The sequence below is a fragment of the Mesorhizobium sp. M1163 genome (genome assembly GCF_040318415.1).
Taxonomy (GTDB): domain Bacteria; phylum Pseudomonadota; class Alphaproteobacteria; order Rhizobiales; family Rhizobiaceae; genus Mesorhizobium.
Genome location: NZ_JAMYMF010000006.1, coordinates 76,214 through 95,321 on the forward strand (window position 1 = coordinate 76,214; position 19,108 = coordinate 95,321).

Genomic DNA, 19,108 nt, shown 5'->3' on the forward strand with positions numbered 1-19,108 from the left:
GAGGGGGGTGCTGTCTTGCCAGCGTGCCCATGGAAGCGATCATCCTCAATCCCCCTCGAACACCGGCTTCTCCTTGGCGACGAAAGCCTTGTAGGCCCGTTCGAAATCGCGGGTCTGCATGCAGATCGCCTGCGCCTGCGCTTCCGCTTCGATAGCCTGGTCGAGGCCCATCGACCACTCCTGGTTCAGCTGCGTCTTGGTCATGCCATGGGCGAAGGTTGGGCCGGAAACGATGCGCGCGACCATGTCGAGCGCGTCGGCCTCGAGCGTTGCGGCATCGACCAGCCGATTGTAGAAGCCCCAGCGCTCGCCTTCCTCGGCGCTCATCGTGCGGCCGGTATAGAGCAGTTCGGCGGCGCGACCCTGGCCAATGATGCGCGGCAGGATCGCGCAGGCGCCCATGTCGCAGCCGGCAAGGCCGACGCGGCTGAACAGGAAAGCCGTTTTTGCCTGTGGCGTGGCGATGCGGATATCGGAGGCCATGGCGATAATCGCGCCGGCGCCGACCGCCACGCCGTCGACCGCCGCAATAATCGGCTTGCCGCAATTCAGCATCGCCTTGACGAAATCGCCGGTCATCCGAGTGAAGGCGAGCAGCGCCTTCATGTCCATCTTGACCAGTGGGCCGATGATTTCGTGGACATCGCCGCCCGAGCAGAAATTGCCGCCATTGGGAAGGAACACCACCGCATCGACGTCGTCGGCGTAGACAAGGTCGCGAAAAGTGTCGCGCAGTTCGACATAGCTGTCGAAGGTCAGCGGGTTCTTGCGCTCCGGCCGGTCAAGCCGGATCTTTGCGATCTTGCCTTCGACCTGCCAGAGGAAATGCTTCGGCTTGCGGCCGGCTATCTTTGCCATTCCCGTCCCTCCCAATTGCTGCGGAAGGAGGTCAGCATGCCGGTCAGCCGGCGCGCCTCGTCCTCGCTCACATTGCCCAGCAATTCGCCGACCCATTTTTCATGCGCGGCGGCGATCACGCCGAAAGTCTTCGATCCCTCTTCCGTCAGCCGTACCATCGAGGTGCGGCGGTCGCCATTGCGTCGGGCTCGCATCACCAGCCCTTCCGAGACCAGCCGGTCGATGATGCCCGTGACATTGCCGTTGGACACTAGCAGGAAGCGCGACAGGTCGCTCATCAGCATGCCCTCGGGCGCCCTGTAGAGCGCGGCCATCACGTCGAAGCGTGGCAGCGTTGTGTTGAATTCTTGCCGCAAGCGTTCGCGCAGCTCGGCCTCGATGGTGCGCGAGGCGCGCAGCAAGCGTATCCACAGCCGCAGGCGGTCCTTGCCGGGTCCGGACGGGGCGGGCAGGGGACCGGCTACCATGTCTCACCTCCGGAGATCGAAATCGTTTGTCCGGTGATCGATCCGGCGGCGTCGCTACACAGATAGAGCACGGCGGCTGCAATTTCCTCTGGCTGGATGAAGCGGCCTTGCGGGTTGGTCTCGGCAAGGCTTGTCCGCGCCTGCTCGGCCGAGCGGCCGGTCGTTTCGACGATGCGCCGAACGGCGCCTTCCAGCATTTCGGTTTCGACGAAACCCGGGCACACCGCATTTACGGTCACGCCGGATTTCGCGGTCTCGACGGCGAGTGCCCGCATCAGACCGACGACGCCATGCTTGGCTGCGACATAAGCTGCAACATAGGGATAGCCTTTCAGTCCGGCGGTGGAAGCGATGAAGATGATACGGCCCGTCTTGCGCGCGGCCATGCCGGCCAGCGCCGGCTTCACCGTCAGGAACACACCGGTCAAGTTGACGTCGAGCGTGCGCTGCCAGTCTGCCAGCGAGGTCCGCTGCGCCGAGGCGCTGCCGGACATGCCGGCATTGGCAACGACGACGTCTAACGGTCCGCGTGCCGCTTCCGCGTCCTCGTAGAGCGACGCCATCGATGCCTCGTCGGTGACGTCGGCGGCAATGGCGAAGATGCGCTTGTTCTGAGCGGCGACCTCGGCAAGCGGCTCCACGCGCCGGCCACAGATGGTCACATCGATGCCTGCGCCGGCCAGCGCCAGCGCGATCGCCCGGCCGACGCCGGAGCCGCCGCCGGTGACCAGCGCATGTCGCCCTGAAATCGCTGCGGCGGAACTCATACTTTCAACCCCGCCGCCGCTTCGCGCTCGGCCAGCCGGTAGAGTTGGTCGCGGCCGGGCAGATAGGGATCCGGCCATTTGACGCCGCGATCGCCAAGCGTGACCGCCGCATGCAGCGTCCAATAGGGATCGGCAAGATGCGGCCTTGCCAGTGCGACGAGGTCGGCGCGGCCGGCCATCAGGATCGAGTTGACATGGTCCGGCTCGTAGATATTGCCGACCGCCATGGTCGCCATGCCGACTTCGTTGCGGATGCGGTCGGAAAATGGCGTCTGGAACATGCGGCCATAGACCGGTCTTGCCACGGCCGAAGTCTGGCCGGCCGACACGTCGCAGATGTCGACTCCGGCTTCATGCAGCTGCCGCGCGATCTCGACCGAATCGGCCGGCGTCACGCCCTCGATGCCGAGCCAGTCATTGGCGGAGATGCGCATCGAGATCGGCTTTTCAGCCGGCCATACGGCGCGCACCGCATGAAAGATTTCCAAGGGATAGCGCATGCGGTTTTCCAACGAGCCGCCATAGGAGTCGGTGCGCCGGTTGGTCAAGGGTGTGATGAAGGAGGACAGGAGATAACCGTGCGCGGCGTGGATTTCGAGCATGTCGAAGCCGCAGCGCGCCGCCATCTCGGCCGAAGCGACGAACTGCTCGCGCACCGTATCCATGTCGGCGCGGTCCATCGCCTTCGGCACCTGGTTCTGCGGCGACCACGGCACGGAAGATGCCGCCATGACGGGCCAATTGCCCGAGGTCAGCGGCACGTCGGTTCCCTGCCAGCCGAGCCGGGTCGATCCCTTGGCGCCGGAATGGCCGATCTGCGCACAGATTTTGGCTTCGGTTTCGGCATGAACGAACTCGACCAGCCGCTTCCAGGCGACCTCATGCTCGGGCGCATAGAAACCGGGGCAGCCTGGCGTGATGCGGCCTTCCGGGCTGACACAGGTCATCTCGATGTAGAGGAGAGCGGCGCCGCCCTTGGCCCGTTCGGCATAGTGGGCGAAATGCCAGTCGGTCGGACAGCCGTCGACCGCCTTGTACTGCGCCATCGGCGAGACGACGATACGGTTCTGCAGCGCCATGTCGCGCAGCCGGAACGGCGCAAACATCGGCGCGCGACGCAGACTGTTGCCGCCAGCACCGGCCTGACGTTGGAACCATTCCTCGGCGCCGGCCAGCCATTCGGCATCGCGCAGCCGCAAATTCTCGTGACTGATGCGCTGCGAACGCGTCAGCAGCGAATAATTGAACTGCACCGGATCGAGGCCGAGATAGCGCTCGACCTCCTCGAACCATTCGAGCGAATTGCGTGCCGCCGACTGCAGCTTCAGCACTTCGGTGCGACGGGCGTCCTCATATTTGCGGAAGGCTGCCTCGAGGTCCGGCTCGGACTCGACATAGTCGGCCAGCGCCACCGCGCTTTCCAGCGCCAGCTTGGTGCCGGACCCGATCGAGAAATGCGCGCTCGCCGCCGCGTCGCCCATCAGCGCCAGGTTTTTGTGGGACCAGCGTTCGCACAAGACGCGCGGGAAATTGATCCAGGCCGAGCCGCGGATATGATTGGCGTTGGTCATCAGCGCGTGGCCGCCGAGATGGCGGGCAAAGATGCGCTCGCAGACGGCAATCGATTCCTGCTGAGACATCGCGCCGAAGCCGAAGCGTTGCCAGGTCTGCTCGCTGCATTCGACGATGAAGGTCGCGGTATCGCTGTCGAACTGGTAGGCATGCGCCCAGACCCAGCCATGTTCGGTTTTCTCGAAGATGAAGGTGAAGGCGTCGTCGAATTTCTGACGGGTGCCGAGCCAGACGAACTTGCATTTGCGGACATCGATATCAGGCTTGAACACGTCGACGAAGGCGCCCCGCGCTTTCGAGTTCAGCCCATCGGCGGCGACGACCAGATCGTGCGTCTCCATATATGGCTTGGGATCGGCGATGTCGGTCTCGAAGACCAGCTTGACGCCGAGTTCGCGCGCCCGCCGCTGTAGCAGCGTGAGCAGCCGCTTGCGGCCGATGCCGCAAAAGCCGTGACCGGTCGAGACCGTGTGCACGCCGTCATGGATAACGGCGATATCGTCCCAATAGGCAAAATGCTTGCGGATCCAGACGGCGCTGACCGGGTCGTTCCTGGTCAGGTTCTCCAGCGTTTCGGCCGACAGCACGACGCCCCAGCCGAACGTATCGTCGGCACGGTTGCGCTCGAACACCGTCACCTCATGCGCCGCATCCCGGAGCTTCATCGAGATGGCAAAGTAGAGGCCGGCTGGTCCGCCGCCGAGAACCGCAACTTTCATCGTGCGATCTCCTCTTCGCTTCTGTTTGTCGAGTTTACGCCTGAGGAAAATTAATTCAAGCTTGAAGTTTCAAGATTGAAACAATCCGCCCCGGATAACTCGCCTTGCCGGCAGTCGGCTCGGCAGGCCAGGGACTCCCGGGCTATTTTTCCGGGTTCTTCGGGCTCCACAGCACCGTTTCTGCATCCTTTTCATAGGCCATGCCATTGGGATAGCTGATCGCTTCCAACTGCAAGCCCCAAGGGGCCTGGAAGTAAAGGATGGCCTGGCCGGCGGCGGGGCCTTCGGTAACCGGCAGCGGTCCCATTCGCGTCTTGACGCCCTTGCCGTCAAGATAGGCTTTTGCGGCGGCGATGTCGTCGACATAGAAGGCGATATGGAAGCCGCCTATGTCGCTGTTGCGAGGCGTCAGGTCCTTCTGGTCCGGCGCGGTGTATTTGAACAGCTCGATGTTCGACCCGTGTCCGCAGCGGACCAGGGTGATCTCCTCGATCACCGCCTTGGGATCGACGCCCAGCAGATCCTGCATGAATGTGCCCTTGTCGTCGGCGAACGGGCCGAACGACATCGCCTTCTTGCAGCCAACCACTTCGGTGAAGAAATCGACCGCCTGCTGCATGTCGGGGACGGTGACGCCGGTGTGGTCGTGGCCACGCATGCCGGGTATGGAACTGGCGCAAGCGGTGCCGATGCTTCCCAGCACGGTGGCTGCAAGCGTCGCATATCGGATCGCATTCTTCATATCAGTCATCCTCCATAGCGGGACATTTTGCCGGGCGCACGCCCGAGGCCCGCTCTTCGGCGTGCGAATAGGATTGTGCTTCATGCCGGCGCCTTTGGGGCGGGAAGCAGCCAGGCGTCATCGATCTCGGGCAGCGGAATGGCGGCGAGGAGGTCGCGCGTGTAGGCCTGCCGCGGGTGCTCGAACAAAGTATCCGTCGCGCTGGCTTCGACGATCGCGCCTTCGCGCATGACGATCACTTGCCGGCAGAGCCTCCGGATCACCGACAGATCGTGGCTGATAAAGGCAACGGTCAGGCCCATTTCGGCGGCGAGTTTTTCCAGCAACGTCAGGATCTGCGCCTGGGTCGAGACGTCGAGCCCGGAGACGATTTCGTCGGCCAGCACGAATTTCGGCGACAGCGCCAGTGCGCGGGCAATGCCGACGCGCTGGCGCTGGCCGCCCGACAATTCGTGACGGTAGCGGCCGGCAAAGCTCTGCGGCAGGCCGACGCGCTGCAGCGCCTCCGCGACGCGTGCCTTGAGATTGTCGCCAAGCCCGTTCTGTTTGAGGGGTGCTGCAATGATGCTGAAGATGGTGCGGCGCGGGTTGAGCGACGACATCGGATCCTGGAAGATCATCTGCAGATTGCGGCGCAGCGGCCGGAGCTCGGCCTCAGGCAGATGTGTGATGTCGCGGCCGTCGAACATGACGTTGCCGGCACTGGGCTCCAGCAGGCGCACCAGCGCGCGGCCGAGCGTCGATTTGCCGGAGCCGGATTCGCCGACGATGCCGGTCACCGATCCCCTTGGCAGGTCGAAATCCAGGCCTTTCAGGATCTCGGCCAGCGGCGCCCGGCCGATCAGCGGTTTGCGCGTCATGTCGGGCAACGCAACCTTCAACCCGCGCACGGAAAACAGCGGCTCAACCATGCGGTCGCCTCCATGCCTGGTCGGCGGCGGCGATCTCCGCGGCCAGCCCGGCCAGTACCTTGTCGTCGACCGGCTTCAGCGAGGCGAACGGATCGGTGTAGCGCGGCGTCGCCGCCATCAGCGCCAGCGTATAAGGGTGCTGGGGTGCGGCGAACAGCGCTGCGGTATCGGCCTCTTCCACCACCTTGCCAGCATAGAGCACCGAAACTTTCTGGCTGATCTTGGCAACCACACCGAGATCGTGAGTAACGAACAGGATCGCCGTGCCGTGCTCGCGCTGCAATTGCGCGATCAGCCGCAAGATCTGTTTCTGCACGGTCACGTCGAGCGCGGTCGTCGGCTCGTCGGCGACGATCAGCCTTGGTTCGGCTGCAAACGCCGCGGCGATCAGCACGCGCTGCCGCATGCCGCCGGACAGCTCGTGCGGATAGCATTTGAGCACGCGCTCGGGGTCGCGGATCTGCACCTCGTCCAGCAATTGGCGGATGCGTGCATCGGCCTTCTCACCGCTCCAGCCGAGGATGCGCACCAGCCGGTCGGTCATTTGCGGGCCGATGCGCCGTGACGGATTGAGCGCCGTCAGCGGGTCTTGCGGGATCAGCGCCGTGCGCGCGCCGATCAGGGTGCGCCTTGCCTTGGGTGCCAGCCGGCCCAGATCCTCGCCTTCGAGCAGCATATCGCCTTCGACGATGCGCACGCTCGGTGGCAGCACGCCGAGCACGGCCTTGCCGATCATTGTCTTGCCGGCGCCGCTCTCGCCGACCAGCGCGCGGACTTCTCCGGGCTCGACGGCGAGCGACACCGAGCGCAGCACGCGCAAGCCATTAGGCAGCACCGCGCTAAGGTTGCGTATGTCCAGGCAGGGTTTCGCAGGCGCGTTCATCGCAGCACCGGATCGAAACGCGCCCTGAGGCCCTCGCCGAACTGGCTGAACGACAGCACCGTCAGGATCAGCGTGACCAGCGGGAACACCAGCACCCACCAGGCCTGATGGATCGACAGGCGGCCCTCGGCGATGATGCCGCCCCAGGTCGGGTCGTCTGTCGAGATCGACAGATTGACGAAGGACAGGATCGCCTCGACGATGACGGCAATGCCCATCTCCAGCGACAGCAGCGCCACAATCGACGGCACCACATTGGGCAGCACCTCGCGCAGCATGATGCCGATGCGGCCATAGCCGGCGATGCGGGCGTTCTCGACATAGTCCATGCGCGACTGACCCATGGTCTCGGCGCGGATCACCCGGCAGAAGCGCGTCCAGTCGATGACGGCGATGGCGATGATGACCGAGCTCAAGCCGGTGCCGAGCACGGCGACCAGAAGGATGGCAAACAGCACCGGCGGAAACGCCATCCAGACATCGACGATACGCGAGATGATGCGGTCGGCCCAGCCGCCGAAATAGCCGGCGATCAGGCCGAGCGTCGAGCCGACCAGGCAGGCGGCAAAGGCCGCCGCGAAGGCGACGATGAAGGCGATGCGCGCACCGAAGATCAGCCGTGACAACAGATCGCGGCCGAGGCTGTCGGTGCCGAGCCAGTAGCCGGGCTCGGCACCGCCCAGCCAGAACGGCGGCAGGCGCTCCAGCATCAAATCCTGCGCCAGTGGGTCCTGCGGTGCGACCAGCGGCGCAAAAATTGCGGCCAACAGCGCAATCAGCAGCCAGCCGCCGGCCAGCCACAGGCGGGCGCGCGAGCCATGTCTTGAAATGCGGGCCTCATCCATGGCGCAGCCTCGGATTGAGCAACGCGTACATCATGTCGACGGCAAGGTTGATCAGCACGAACAACAGCGCGAAGACCAGCACGATGCCCTGGATCAGCGGCAGGTCGCGATTGATGACGGCATCGATCGCCATATTGCCGAGACCTTCATAGGAAAACAGCCGTTCGACGATGACCGTGCCGCCGATCAGGAAGGTAAACTGCACGCCGACCAGAGTGAGCGTCGGCAGCGCCGCGTTCTTCAACGCCTCGCGCAGGATGACCTGCGTTTCCGAAAAGCCCTTTACCCGCGCCAGCACGACATAGTCGAGGTCGAGCACTTCCTTCAGCGACTGTTTCAGCAGCTGCGAGATGATCGCGGCCAGCGGCAGCGCCAGCGCGATCGCCGGCATCAGCATGTGTGCCAGCAGGTCCCTGGTCAGGTCGAAGCGCAGTCGCACGATGCTTTCGAACAGATAGAATTGCGTGGCGAAGGGCAGGTCGAGTTGCGGCGACACCCGGCCGGAAATGTCGAACACCGGCACCAGCACGCCGAACAACAAGATCAGCACCAGACCCCACAGGAAATCGGGAATTGAGAGCGCCGCACCACTGGCAATGTCGATGCCGGCCTCGACCGCGGTGCCGCGCTCGCGCGCGCCGAGGATCGCCATCGTGCCGCCGATCGCCAGCGCCATCACAAGCGAGACGACGGCGAGTTCCAGTGTCGCCGGCAGCCGGTTGAACACCAGCCCCAGCACATCCTGCCGAAGCGAAATCGACGTGCCGAAATCGCCTCTGACCACGCCGGACAGCCAGATGAAGAATTGCTGGACGATCGTCTTGTCCAGCCCGTACAGCGCGCGCAGCCGGGCGATGTCGGCATCGGTGGCGCCGGGCGGCAGCATCATCGCGATCGGATCGCCGGGGGCGACACGGATGACGATAAAGACGACGACGGCCACACCGAACAGCGTGATCGCCATCGTCAGAAGACGGATCAGGAATCTTTGCAGCAGCATGGTCGCCCGTGGCGGAAAATGCGCGCCGTCATTCCGGACGGCGCGCGGCAAGCCGAAGACTGTCTCAGGCCGGGCTCATCAGTGCCGGCAGAAGTGCGCCCGACACATGCTGCACGACATTGACGCCCTTGGCATGCACGATCGGTTGCGCATACTGGATCAGCGGCAGCACATAGGCCTGCTCGGCGATGTATTTGTCGACGGCCTTCCAGCCGGCGATGCGCTTGGCCTCGTCCTTCTCGCCCCATAGCGGGTTGATCATGTCGATCAGATCCTGGCTGTCCCACACCGAATGCGGGCTCGGGCCATACATGGCGAAGCCGGTCGAGGTGGTGGGATCGCCGATGGCATTGCCCCAATTGTAGAAGGCCGCCGGCGCCAGCTTGTCGGCGGCGCGCAACTCGTAGTGCTTGGCGATCTCGTAGACCTCGATCGTCGCCTCGATGCCGACCTTGCGCCACATGCCGACGATCGCCTGGATCATTTCGTAGTCCTTGGGCTTGAAGCCCTTGGTCGTCTGTATCGTGAATTTGACCGGCTTTTCTGGCGAATAGCCGGAGGCGGCCAGCAATTCCTTGGCCTTTTCCGGATTGTGCTCGACCTTGATCGACGCATCGTAGGCGGCGTATTCCGGCGTCTCCAGCGTACCGATCGGCTGGCCGTAGCCGCGCAGCAGCCGGTCGACCAGCAGCTTCTTGTCGACCGCCATCACCGCCGCCTGGCGGATGTTCTTGTCCAGCATCACGTCGATATCGTTGAAGAAGATCATGCCGATGTCGGAAACGTTCTTGCACGAGCCGGCAAGCCCGTCCTTGGCTATCAGGCGGTCATATTCCTCATAGGGGATTTCGAGCGTCACCTGCGAAGAACCGGACTCGATCTCGGCGACGCGGCTCGCCGCATCGGTGACGAACTTGATGGTCACGTTTTCGAAGGCCGGCTTGCCGCCCCAGTAGTTCGGGTTGGCCTTGAGCCGCAGGAAGGCGTTGCGCTCGAATTTGTCGACCATATAGGGCCCGGTGCCGATCGGAGCTTTCTCAAAACCCTCGGCGCCGACCTTCTCGTAATAGGCCTTCGGCATGATATAGCCGGTCAGGAACGACATCCATTTGAAATACACCGGGTCGAATTGGACGACATCGCCGGTGATCTTGTTGCCGTCGATCTTGAAGTTGTTGACGTTCTTCCAGACGAACTGGATCGGGTTGCCGGTCTTCTCGTCGCCCGCCCGCTGCAGCGACCAGACCACGTCTTCGGCCGTGAAGGGCGAGCCGTCATGCCAGGTGACGCCTTCGCGCACCGTCATCATGATCTTGGTGCGGTCGTCGTTCCAGCCCCATTCGGTGAGCAGGCCGGGCGCAAAGGACAGATCCGGTTTCTGCGGGATGAACTGGTCGAACACCGACTGGTAGAGGCCCTGGATGGTCGGGTTGACCGCCGAAGGCCCAGTGGTCGGATCCCAGGACGGCAGGTTGACATTGTAGGCGATGGTCAGTTCGCCGGCAGCCTTGGCGATTTGCGGCAGGCCGAGCGCCGTAGCGCCAAGCGCGGCCGCGCCATATCCGAGCAATTCTCGTCTGTTGATTGTCATGGTCGTTCCCCTGTTGCTTTTATGCGCGGTGTCGTTGTCAATCGGTGGGTTCAGGCTCCTTGGGCAACCGCGCCTTGTCCTCCTTCACCCTAGTTGAAAATTACGGCTTTACCTCCCGCCAAGTTGTTGTGCGAGCATGAAGCCCGAGCCCGCACCAGTGCCGGCGCCCGGCCATGTTGCTGCCCCGGTCAGATGCAGATTGCCGACCGGCGTGTTCCAGCCGGCGTAGCCGCGCGCCGGCCGGAACAGGAAATTCTGCGCCAGATGATGGCTGCCGCAGATCTGGTCGCCGCCGACAAGGTTGGGGTTCTCGCGTTCGAGGTCGATGGGCGAGAACACGGCGCGGCCGAGGATCTTCCGGCGAAGGCCGGGCGCATAGCGCTCGATAATGTCGAGGACGCGCTCGGCGTAGTGCTCCCTAGCCTCGTCCCAGTGAGCCGCCGCGATCGTGCCCGCCGCATCGCTCACAATCTCGGCCGGCAGCATGCGCACCTGCACCCACAGCACATGCTTGCCGTCCGGCGCACGCGAGGGATCGACCGCGGTCGGCTGACCGACGACCAGCACCGGTTCATCCGGCAGCATGCCGGACATCGCCTGCTGATAGGTTCGCGACATGGCATCAAGCGACGGCGACAGATGCACATAGGCGAACTGCCGAAGCTCGGCGCCGGCGCGCCAGTCCGGCAGATCGTCGAGCGCCAGATGGATCATCATCGTCCCCGGCGCATGGCGAAAGTTTTTCATGGCCGTGTCGAAAACGGCGTCGCGCGAACCGTCAGGCAACAGCTTCCCGATCAGCGCCTTGGGCGCGACACTGGCGATGACGGCCCTGGTGGCGGTGTGGATCTCGCCGGAAGCGAGCCGCACGCCGGTCGCCTTGCGGGCGGAGACCGTGATTTCGGCGACGTCAGCGCCAGTGACGATCTTGCCGCCGGCAGCCGTGAGCATCTCCGACAAAGCGTGGATGATGGTGTCGGCGCCGCCCTTGCCGAGCACCATGCCGAAGCACTGGTTGGCCATGGATTCAAGGTAAGGGAACACCGCGCCGCCGGCGATGTCCGGGGCGAAATCGAGATGCATGCCCCAGGTGGCGAGCGTCGCCCTGACATGCCGAGACTGGAAAGTCTCCTCGAGCCACGCGCGGGGTGAGGAAAGCAGCAACCGGCTGGTATCGAGCGCGCCGGCAAAACCCTTTTTGCGCCACAGGTTCCAGGCGGTGCCGGCGAGCGCTCGACCGTTCATCGGCGAGCCCAGCAGCCCGAACAGATGCTCGGCCTCGGCCGGGAATGCCGCAACCAAGCGGCGCCATGTGGCAGCGTCGGTCGCCGAGAAGGCGGCCATCCGTGCAGCGGTTTCTTCCAGGTCGCTGCTGATGCCGAACCAACGACCATCCGGGAAGGCGCTGGCAAAACAGTCGGACACCGGCACGAATTCCAGCCCGTGGGTTTTCAATTCATTTGCATATTTCTTGTGAAAGGCGGAGCCGGCAAAAAGGCTCAGATTCATCGCGCCGAAATCGTGCCGGAAGCCCGGCAGCGTGAATTCGCGCGTCTGGACGGCGCCGCCGATCGTTGCGTTGCGTTCGAAAACCGCTGTTTTCCAGCCTTTGAGCGCCAGATGCGCGGCGCATGCCAGACTGTTGTGGCCTGCCCCGACAAATATGGCGTCGAACTCGCTCACATCCCACCCAACCCATTTCCTTTATGCTTAAAGATAATTGCAGATGCATATGTTTTCGTCTAGTAGGATATTAAGGGCGCAACGAGCCTTCAGAGCCATCCAAGAAGAGGGAACAGAGACCATGGACACGCAACAACTCCTCGGCGAAGTCGCCGGCCAGCTTCTTTCAGGCGCCATCCAGGTGGTCGACCTGACGGCGCCGCTCGGGCCGAACACGCCGCTGATCAAGCTGCCGCCGGAACTGGCGGTCGACACGCCGAAGATCGAGATCCACGCCATCTCCGCCTATGACAAGAACGGACCTTGGTGGGCGTGGAACTGGCTCAAACTCGGCGAGCATTCAGGCACGCATTTTGATGCGCCCAATCACTGGATCACCGGTAAGGATTATCCGGACGGCGCCACCGACACCATTCCGGCGCAGAATTTTGTCGGACCCGTCAATGTCATCGACTGTTCGAAGGAAGCGGCCGCCGATCACGATTTCCTGCTCACCGTCGATCACATCAAGGCATGGGAAGCCGAACATGGCGTTATCAACGCGGGCGAGTGGGTGGTGATGCGCACCGACTGGTATAAGCGCAACGGCTCGGAAGCCGAGTTCCTCAACGCCAATGAGACCGGTCCTCACACGCCCGGCCCGACCGCGGAAGCCATCCAGTATCTGATCGGCAAGGACATCAAGGGCTGGGGCAGCGAGACGATCGGCACCGATGCCGGCAAGGCCGGCGGCATGGAGCCGCCATTCCCGGCGCACAGCCTGATGCACAAGGCCAATCGCTACGGCCTCGCCAGCCTGTGCAACCTCGACCGGCTGCCGCCGAAAGGCGCGATCCTGATCGCCGCACCACTCAAAATCGAGCACGGTACCGGCAGCCCGATCCGCGCGTTGGCGTTGGTGCCAAGGCAATAGGGTAGCTGCGGTCTTCGGGAGAAGATCATGTGCGCAGGCAGCGTTGTAGTGACGAATTGGGAGCGGCAGCCTTGCAAAGCTGGGGCTCTACGGCGCCCCCCTCTGTCCTGCCGGACATCTCCCCCACTTGGGGGGAGATTGGCAGTTTCGGCGCCCCGCTCATTCCTGCGACGTTGGAGAGTGGCGAAGGCCGCGGTGACAGCCGATCTCCCCCCAAGTGGGGGAGATGTCCGGCAGGACAGAGGGGGGCGCGAAGGAACGCCAACCCGCGCAAATGAATTCCACCTTCCGCTCACCGGGAGCACGCATCGATGAGCGCTCCTGATCACATCATCGTCGGCAGCGGCATCAACGCGCTGGTCTGCGCCGCGATGCTTGGCGGCAAGGGGGCGAAGGTGCTGGTGCTCGAGCGCAACGACCGCATCGGCGGCTGCATGCGCACAGAAGAAATCACCGCGCCCGGCTTCATCCACGACGTGATGGCGACGACCTTCGTTCTGTTCATCACCTCGCCGGCCTATGCGGCGCTGGGCAAGGATCTGGCGCGGCACGGCCTGGAGTTTTGCAACACCGTCACGCCGACCGGCGTGCTGCGTCCGGATGGCAGCCATGCCATCCTGCGCACCGATCGCGCCGCCAATGTCGCGGCGGCCAATGCGCTTGCCGCGGGCGACGGCGACCGGCACGGCAGCGATGTCGGCGAGATCGAGCGCAATGCCGGCCTCCTGTTCGGGCTGCTCGGCGGCAGCCTGTGGTCTTACCCGACGGCAAAGCTGCTGGCGGGCGAGGCATGGCGGCGCGGCCCGCGTGGCCTTGCCGCCTTTGTCGGCGACGCGCTGGTGCCGGCGCGCGGCTGGCTGGAAAGCACCTACCAGTCGGAAACCATGCGCGCGCTGTGGGCGCCCTGGGTGCTGCATGCCGGCCTCGGGCCCGAAGATGCGTTTTCGGGACAGATCGCCAAGGTCATCGCCTTCGCGCTTGAGGCGGCCGGCGCGCCGATCGTCAAGGGCGGTGCCAGGAACCTGCTGTCCGCCTTCGAAGCCCTGATCAGGGAACGTGGCGGCGAAATCCGCACCGGCGCCGACGTCGCGGCCATCGTCCAGAGCGGAGGCCGTGCAACCGGCGTGCGGCTGGCTTCCGGCGAGATCGTGACCGCCAAGAAGAGCGTGATCTGCTCGGTCACGCCGACCCAGCTTTACGACCGGCTGCTCGGCAGGGATGCTGCAAAGGACGACGCCGAAGCAGCGCAAAAATACCTCTACGGCAAGGGCAATTTCCAGATCCACTATGCCTTGGACAAGCCGCCGGCATGGCGCGGCGAGGGCCTGGACAAGGTCGCGCTGCTGCATCTGACACCCGGGCTCGACGGCGTGTCGAAGGCCTGCAACGAGGCCGTGCGCGGTATGTTGCCGGAGGTGCCGACCATCTGCGTTGGCCAGCCGCATGCGCTCGACCCGTCGCGCTGTCCGGACGACAAGGCGATCCTGTGGCTGCAATTGCCCGAGGCGCCACGGCATATCAAGGGCGATGCCGCCGGCAAACTGCAGACACCAGCGGACGGCCGCTGGACCGAGGCGCTGCGCGAAGCCTATGCCGACCGCGCCGAAGCGATCCTCGCCAGTCATATCGAAGGATTCAAGGACAGCGTCATCGCACGCCGCGCCTATTCGCCGGCCGATTTGGGAGCGATGAACATCAACTTGGTCGGCGGCGATCCCTATGGCGGCTCCTCGGCTATCGACCAGTCGTTCCTGTGGCGGCCGTTCAAGACGAGCCGCAATCACGATACCGGCGTCAAGGGCCTCTACCATATCGGCGCCTCGACCCATCCGGGTGCTGGCTTGGGTGGCGGCTCCGGCTTCCTCCTGGCGGGGAGGCTGTGATGGAACAGAAGGTTGTGCGCCAGCGCATCTCGACACTGGGCCAGATCGGCCTGCAGCAATTCGCGCCCTATCTGATGAACCGCATCATGGGCCGCTACAATGCCACCTTGCGAGATAATTTCCGCAAGCAGGGCCTGACCATTCCGCAGGTGAGGACGCTGGCCGTCCTGTCGGTCACCGATGGCGTCACCGTCAACGATCTGTCGGTCTATACCGTCATCGAGCAGTCGACCTTGAGCCGTACGCTCGACGCGCTGGAGGGACAAGGGTTTGTGCGGCGCGAGCAGGGGGTTACCGACAGCCGTATCCGCCATGTGTTCCTGACCGACGATGGCCGCGCCGAATTCGCGCGCGCCTGGCCGGCCATGCACGACGCTTTCGAGACGATGTTCGACGACATCGACGATACCGAATACGCGGCGCTGATCGCGACGCTGCAAAAGATGCTGAAGAACATTCGCAAGCACGACATCTGATCTTACGCGCCGCCAGATTCCTGGCGGCAACGGAAGGAGCCCAAAATGGCCGAACGGTCTTTTGCCAAGGAAGTCGAAAAGCTCAGACTCAGCGCCGGCGAGGAGTTTTCCGGCGAGGGCATTCTGGCCATCACCAAGGCGCTGCTGCAATGCGGCGTCGGTTATGTCGGCGGCTATCAGGGCGCGCCGATCAGCCATTTGATGGACGTGCTGGCCGACGCGCAGGATATCCTGGGCGAGCTTGGCGTGCATTTCGAGGCAAGCGCCTCGGAAGCCACCGCGACCGCCATGCTGGCGGCATCGGTGCACTATCCGATCCGCGGCGCGGCGACCTTCAAGTCGACGGTCGGCACCAATGTCGCGTCCGACGCGCTGGCCAACCTGGCGTCCGGCGGTGTCACCGGCGGCGCACTGATCATCGTCGGCGAGGATTACGGCGAAGGATCGTCGATCATGCAGGAGCGCAGCCACGCCTTCGCCATGAAAAGCCAGGTCTGGCTGCTCGACCCGCGACCGAACCTGCCGTCGATCGTCAAGGCGGTAGAGGACGGCTTCGAGCTGTCCGAGGTTTCCAACACGCCGGTCATGCTGCAGGTGCGCATCCGCTGCTGCCATGTGCACGGCCATTTCATCGCCAAGGATAACAAGCGCCCGGCGATGACGGTCGCCGATGCGCTCGAGGCGCCGCGCCGCGACACCGGCCGCATCGTGCTGCCGCCCGCGTCCTTCCTGCACGAGAAGGAAAAGGTGCAGAAACGCTGGCCGGCAGCGGTGGATTTCATCCGCGACAACAAGATCAACGAGTTCTTCGGCCCGGAGCACGGCGCGGTCGGCATCGTCATGCAGGGCGGCATGTACAATTCCGTCATCCGGGCGCTGCAGCGGCTCGGCCTCGCCGACACCTATGGCGACACCGACGTGCCGCTCTATGTGCTGAACGCCGTCTACCCGCTGGTCGATGACGAGTTCCTGTCCTTCTGCGAAGGCAAGGACGCCGTCCTCGTCGTCGAGGAAGGCCAGCCCAACTACATCGAACAGGCCTTTGCCGCGATGCTGCACAAGGCCGGGCGCGGCACCAAGCTCGTCGGCAAGGAACATCTGCCGATGGCCGGCGAATACACCGGCCAGGTGATGCTCGACGGCATCGGATCATTCCTGCGCCCCACCATCCCGCATCTGCTGCCAAGCGAGGTCCGCGCGCCGAACAAGATCGGCGACGGGCTCGACACCGCCGACCTGATCAACGTCGTCCCGAGCCGCCCGCCCGGCTTCTGCGTCGGCTGCCCGGAGCGGCCGATCTTCGCAGCGACCAAGCTGGTCGAACAGGAGTTGGGCAAGCACCACATCGCCTCCGACATTGGCTGTCATCTGTTTTCGATCATGCCGCCCTTCGAGCTCGGCGCCACCACCATGGGCTACGGATTGGGGCCGGCCTCGGCCTCGGCGTTCAATTCGCCCGATGCTAGGCGCCGCTCGATCTCCTTCGTCGGCGATGGCGGCTTCTGGCATAACGGCCTGACCTCATCGATCGGCAATGCGGTGTTCAACAAGAATGACGGCGTCATCGTCATCGTCGACAATTTCTATTCGGCCGCGACCGGAGGACAGGACATCCTGTCGTCCCGCGCCGGCAACAAGACGAAGTCGACCAAGCATCCGATCACCGAGGCGGTGAAGGGGATGGGCGTCAAATGGCTGCGTCACATCGACCGCACCTACGACGTAACCAAGATGCAAGACACGCTGCGCGAAGCGCTGACGACGGACGAAAAGGGCCCAAAAGTCATCGTCGCCTCGTCCGAATGCATGCTCAACCGGCAGCGCCGCGAAAAGCCTCTGGTCGACAAGGCGATCAAGGGCGGTAAGCGGACGGTCAAGCCGAAATTCGGCGTCGACGAGGATATCTGCACTGGCGATCACGCCTGTATGCGGCTTTCCGGCTGCCCGTCGCTATCGGTGAAGTCGCTGGACGACCCGCTGCGCGACGATCCGGTGGCGCATATCGACGAGAGCTGCGTCGGCTGTGGCAATTGCGGCGAGGTTGCCGACGCGGCGGTGCTCTGCCCGTCCTTTTACCGCGCCGACGTGGTGCACAATCCGAGCCGCCGGGACCGTTTCCTGGAAGCGGCGCGCCGCGCCATGATCGGCCTCTTGCAGCGGCGCCGTGAAAGCCGGCGCCTGACATTCGCCGATGCTTGACGCTGTCCCATCAGCCCGTTCCAAGGCCGGCGCGCCGGACGACGAGCGCGTCATCAAGCTTGCCGTGCTGGCGGTCGGCGGCCAGGGCGGCGGCGTGCTGGCCGACTGGATCACCGACGTCGCCGAGCGCAACGGCTATGTCGCGCAATCGACCTCGGTCGCCGGCGTCGCCCAGCGCACCGGCGCCACCATCTACTATGTCGAAATGTGCCGCGACACCGGCCGGCTGCCGGTCTTCGCGCTGTCGCCGTCGCAGGGCGACGTCGATATATTGATCGCCGCCGAACTGATGGAGGCCGGCCGCGCCATCATCCGCGGCTTCGTCACGCCGGAGCGCACAACGCTGATCGCCTCGTCGCACCGCATCGCCGCGGTCTCGGAGAAGATCGAGCCTGGCGACGGCCGCGCCTCGTCCGCCAAGGTGCATGCCACGGCGGAAGCCGCGGCCAAGCGCTTCATCGCCTTCGACATGGAGAAGATCGCCGCCGACAACGGCTCGATGATCTCGGCCAGCCTGCTCGGCGCGCTGGCCGGCTCCGATGCCTTGCCGTTCACACGCGAGAGCTACGAGCAGGCGGTCAGTGCCGGCGGCCGCGGTGTGAAGGCCAGCCTCGCCGCCTTCGGCGCCTCCTACGATCGGGCGCGCGGCATCGCGAGTGCGCCTTCGGGCGATAAGACGGCACAGCCGGCAGCCGCTGAAACTGGCTCGGGCGCGGCGACAAAAGTCAGCGGCCCGGAAAGCCTGTTGAAGGGCTGGCAACAACTGGCGTCGCGCGTCGCTGCGCTGCCTGTGCCCCTGCGCGACATGGCGCTTCGCGGCCTGAAAAAAGTGGTCGACTATCAGGACATCGCGTATGGCGGCGAGTATCTCGACCGGCTAGACCGGGCCGTCGTCCTGGACAATGCCGAACATGACTACGCGCTGTCGATCGCCGCGGCAAAGCATCTGGCCAATGCGATGTGCTACGACGACATGATCCGCGTCGCCGACCTCAAGACGCGCTCGAGCCGCGACCGACGCGTACGCCGCGAGGTCGGCGTCAAGGACGGCTCGGTCCTGCAGGTGACCGAATATTTCCATCCGCGCATTGAGGAATTCTGCGGCACGCTGCCGGCCGGGCTCGGCAGCTACATCGAAAGCCGGCCGAAGCTCGCCGCCTTCCTCGACCGCCGCATCAACCGCGGCCGCCACATCCGCACCGACAGTTTTGCCGGCTTTGCCGCATTGTGGTTCATCGGCGGCCTGCGCCGCTGGCGCCGCCGCCTGCTGCGCCACAAGGTCGAGACCGCGCATCTCGAGCGCTGGTATGCGCTGGCTCTCGGCCAAGTCAGAGAAGACTATGCGCTGGCCGTCGAGATCCTCAACTCCCGCCGGCTGATCAAGGGTTACAGCGACACCCACGCCCGCGCGCAGTCGAAATTCGACCGGGTGCTGTCGGCGCTCGACCTGCTCAAGGGCCGCCCGGACGCCGCCGACTGGATCAGGCGCCTGCGCGAAGCCGCGCTGAAGGACGAGAAGGGCGACATGCTTGACGGCGCGCTGAAAACCGTGGCGTCGCTGGGCGACACCTCGCCGAGCTGAGGCGCTCGTTCAACCCC

16 protein-coding genes are annotated in these 19,108 nt (G+C 64.4%); 5 read left to right on the forward strand and 11 right to left on the reverse strand.

Annotation, left to right across the window (positions count from 1 at the left end; all coding sequences use genetic code 11):
- Positions 1-45: 45 nt before the first annotated feature.
- The 11 genes from NKH43_RS08035 to NKH43_RS08085 form a co-directional block, all read right to left on the reverse strand.
- Positions 46-858, reverse strand: a complete 813-nt coding sequence (locus NKH43_RS08035) for an enoyl-CoA hydratase family protein (RefSeq protein ID WP_352857371.1) — start codon at positions 856-858, stop codon at positions 46-48.
- Entirely contained in the window at positions 846-1,325 is a 480-nt protein-coding gene (locus NKH43_RS08040) for a MarR family winged helix-turn-helix transcriptional regulator (protein WP_023717870.1), read from the reverse strand. Before NKH43_RS08040 ends, NKH43_RS08035 begins: the two co-directional genes overlap by 13 nt.
- On the reverse strand, positions 1,319-2,092 hold the full coding sequence (locus tag NKH43_RS08045) for an SDR family NAD(P)-dependent oxidoreductase (protein WP_023717869.1): 774 nt from the start codon (positions 2,090-2,092) through the stop codon (positions 1,319-1,321). Before NKH43_RS08045 ends, NKH43_RS08040 begins: the two co-directional genes overlap by 7 nt.
- On the reverse strand, positions 2,089-4,383 hold the full coding sequence (locus NKH43_RS08050) for a bifunctional salicylyl-CoA 5-hydroxylase/oxidoreductase (protein ID WP_352857373.1): 2,295 nt from the start codon (positions 4,381-4,383) through the stop codon (positions 2,089-2,091). The genes NKH43_RS08045 and NKH43_RS08050 overlap by 4 nt, the downstream gene beginning before the upstream one ends.
- 142 nt (positions 4,384-4,525) lie before the next feature.
- Complete coding sequence (locus NKH43_RS08055) at positions 4,526-5,125, reverse strand: VOC family protein (protein WP_352483281.1); 600 nt, start codon at positions 5,123-5,125, stop codon at positions 4,526-4,528.
- Between the two features lie 80 nt (positions 5,126-5,205).
- Entirely contained in the window at positions 5,206-6,036 is an 831-nt protein-coding gene (locus NKH43_RS08060; RefSeq protein WP_352847044.1) for an ATP-binding cassette domain-containing protein, read from the reverse strand.
- Complete coding sequence (locus NKH43_RS08065) at positions 6,029-6,919, reverse strand: ABC transporter ATP-binding protein (protein WP_352590791.1); 891 nt, start codon at positions 6,917-6,919, stop codon at positions 6,029-6,031. The genes NKH43_RS08060 and NKH43_RS08065 overlap by 8 nt, the downstream gene beginning before the upstream one ends.
- Positions 6,916-7,764, reverse strand: a complete 849-nt coding sequence (locus NKH43_RS08070; protein ID WP_023717866.1) for an ABC transporter permease — start codon at positions 7,762-7,764, stop codon at positions 6,916-6,918. The genes NKH43_RS08065 and NKH43_RS08070 overlap by 4 nt, the downstream gene beginning before the upstream one ends.
- Positions 7,757-8,764, reverse strand: coding sequence for an ABC transporter permease (locus tag NKH43_RS08075; RefSeq protein ID WP_352857375.1), 1,008 nt, complete (start codon positions 8,762-8,764; stop codon positions 7,757-7,759). Before NKH43_RS08075 ends, NKH43_RS08070 begins: the two co-directional genes overlap by 8 nt.
- 64 nt (positions 8,765-8,828) lie before the next feature.
- Positions 8,829-10,355: an ABC transporter substrate-binding protein gene (locus NKH43_RS08080; RefSeq protein WP_352857377.1), complete on the reverse strand. Its 1,527-nt coding sequence runs from the start codon at positions 10,353-10,355 to the stop codon at positions 8,829-8,831.
- 108 nt (positions 10,356-10,463) lie between these two features.
- A complete protein-coding gene (locus NKH43_RS08085; protein ID WP_352857379.1) occupies positions 10,464-12,038 on the reverse strand; it encodes a phytoene desaturase family protein in 1,575 nt (524 codons plus the stop codon).
- Positions 12,039-12,159: 121 nt separating this feature from the next.
- Here NKH43_RS08085 and NKH43_RS08090 point away from each other — a divergent pair, with 121 nt between their 5' ends.
- From NKH43_RS08090 to NKH43_RS08110, 5 genes are all read left to right on the forward strand, one after another.
- Positions 12,160-12,951: a cyclase family protein gene (locus NKH43_RS08090; protein ID WP_352857381.1), complete on the forward strand. Its 792-nt coding sequence runs from the start codon at positions 12,160-12,162 to the stop codon at positions 12,949-12,951.
- A 311-nt stretch (positions 12,952-13,262) separates the two neighbouring features.
- Positions 13,263-14,834: a phytoene desaturase family protein gene (locus NKH43_RS08095; protein ID WP_352857383.1), complete on the forward strand. Its 1,572-nt coding sequence runs from the start codon at positions 13,263-13,265 to the stop codon at positions 14,832-14,834.
- Positions 14,834-15,310 (forward strand): MarR family winged helix-turn-helix transcriptional regulator, encoded by a 477-nt coding sequence (locus tag NKH43_RS08100; protein ID WP_352857385.1) that lies wholly within the window; start codon positions 14,834-14,836, stop codon positions 15,308-15,310. Before NKH43_RS08095 ends, NKH43_RS08100 begins: the two co-directional genes overlap by 1 nt.
- A 45-nt stretch (positions 15,311-15,355) precedes the next feature.
- Entirely contained in the window at positions 15,356-17,509 is a 2,154-nt protein-coding gene (locus NKH43_RS08105; RefSeq protein WP_352857387.1) for a thiamine pyrophosphate-dependent enzyme, read from the forward strand.
- Positions 17,502-19,091, forward strand: a complete 1,590-nt coding sequence (locus NKH43_RS08110) for an indolepyruvate oxidoreductase subunit beta family protein (RefSeq protein ID WP_352857389.1) — start codon at positions 17,502-17,504, stop codon at positions 19,089-19,091. Before NKH43_RS08105 ends, NKH43_RS08110 begins: the two co-directional genes overlap by 8 nt.
- Positions 19,092-19,108 lie beyond the last annotated feature (17 nt).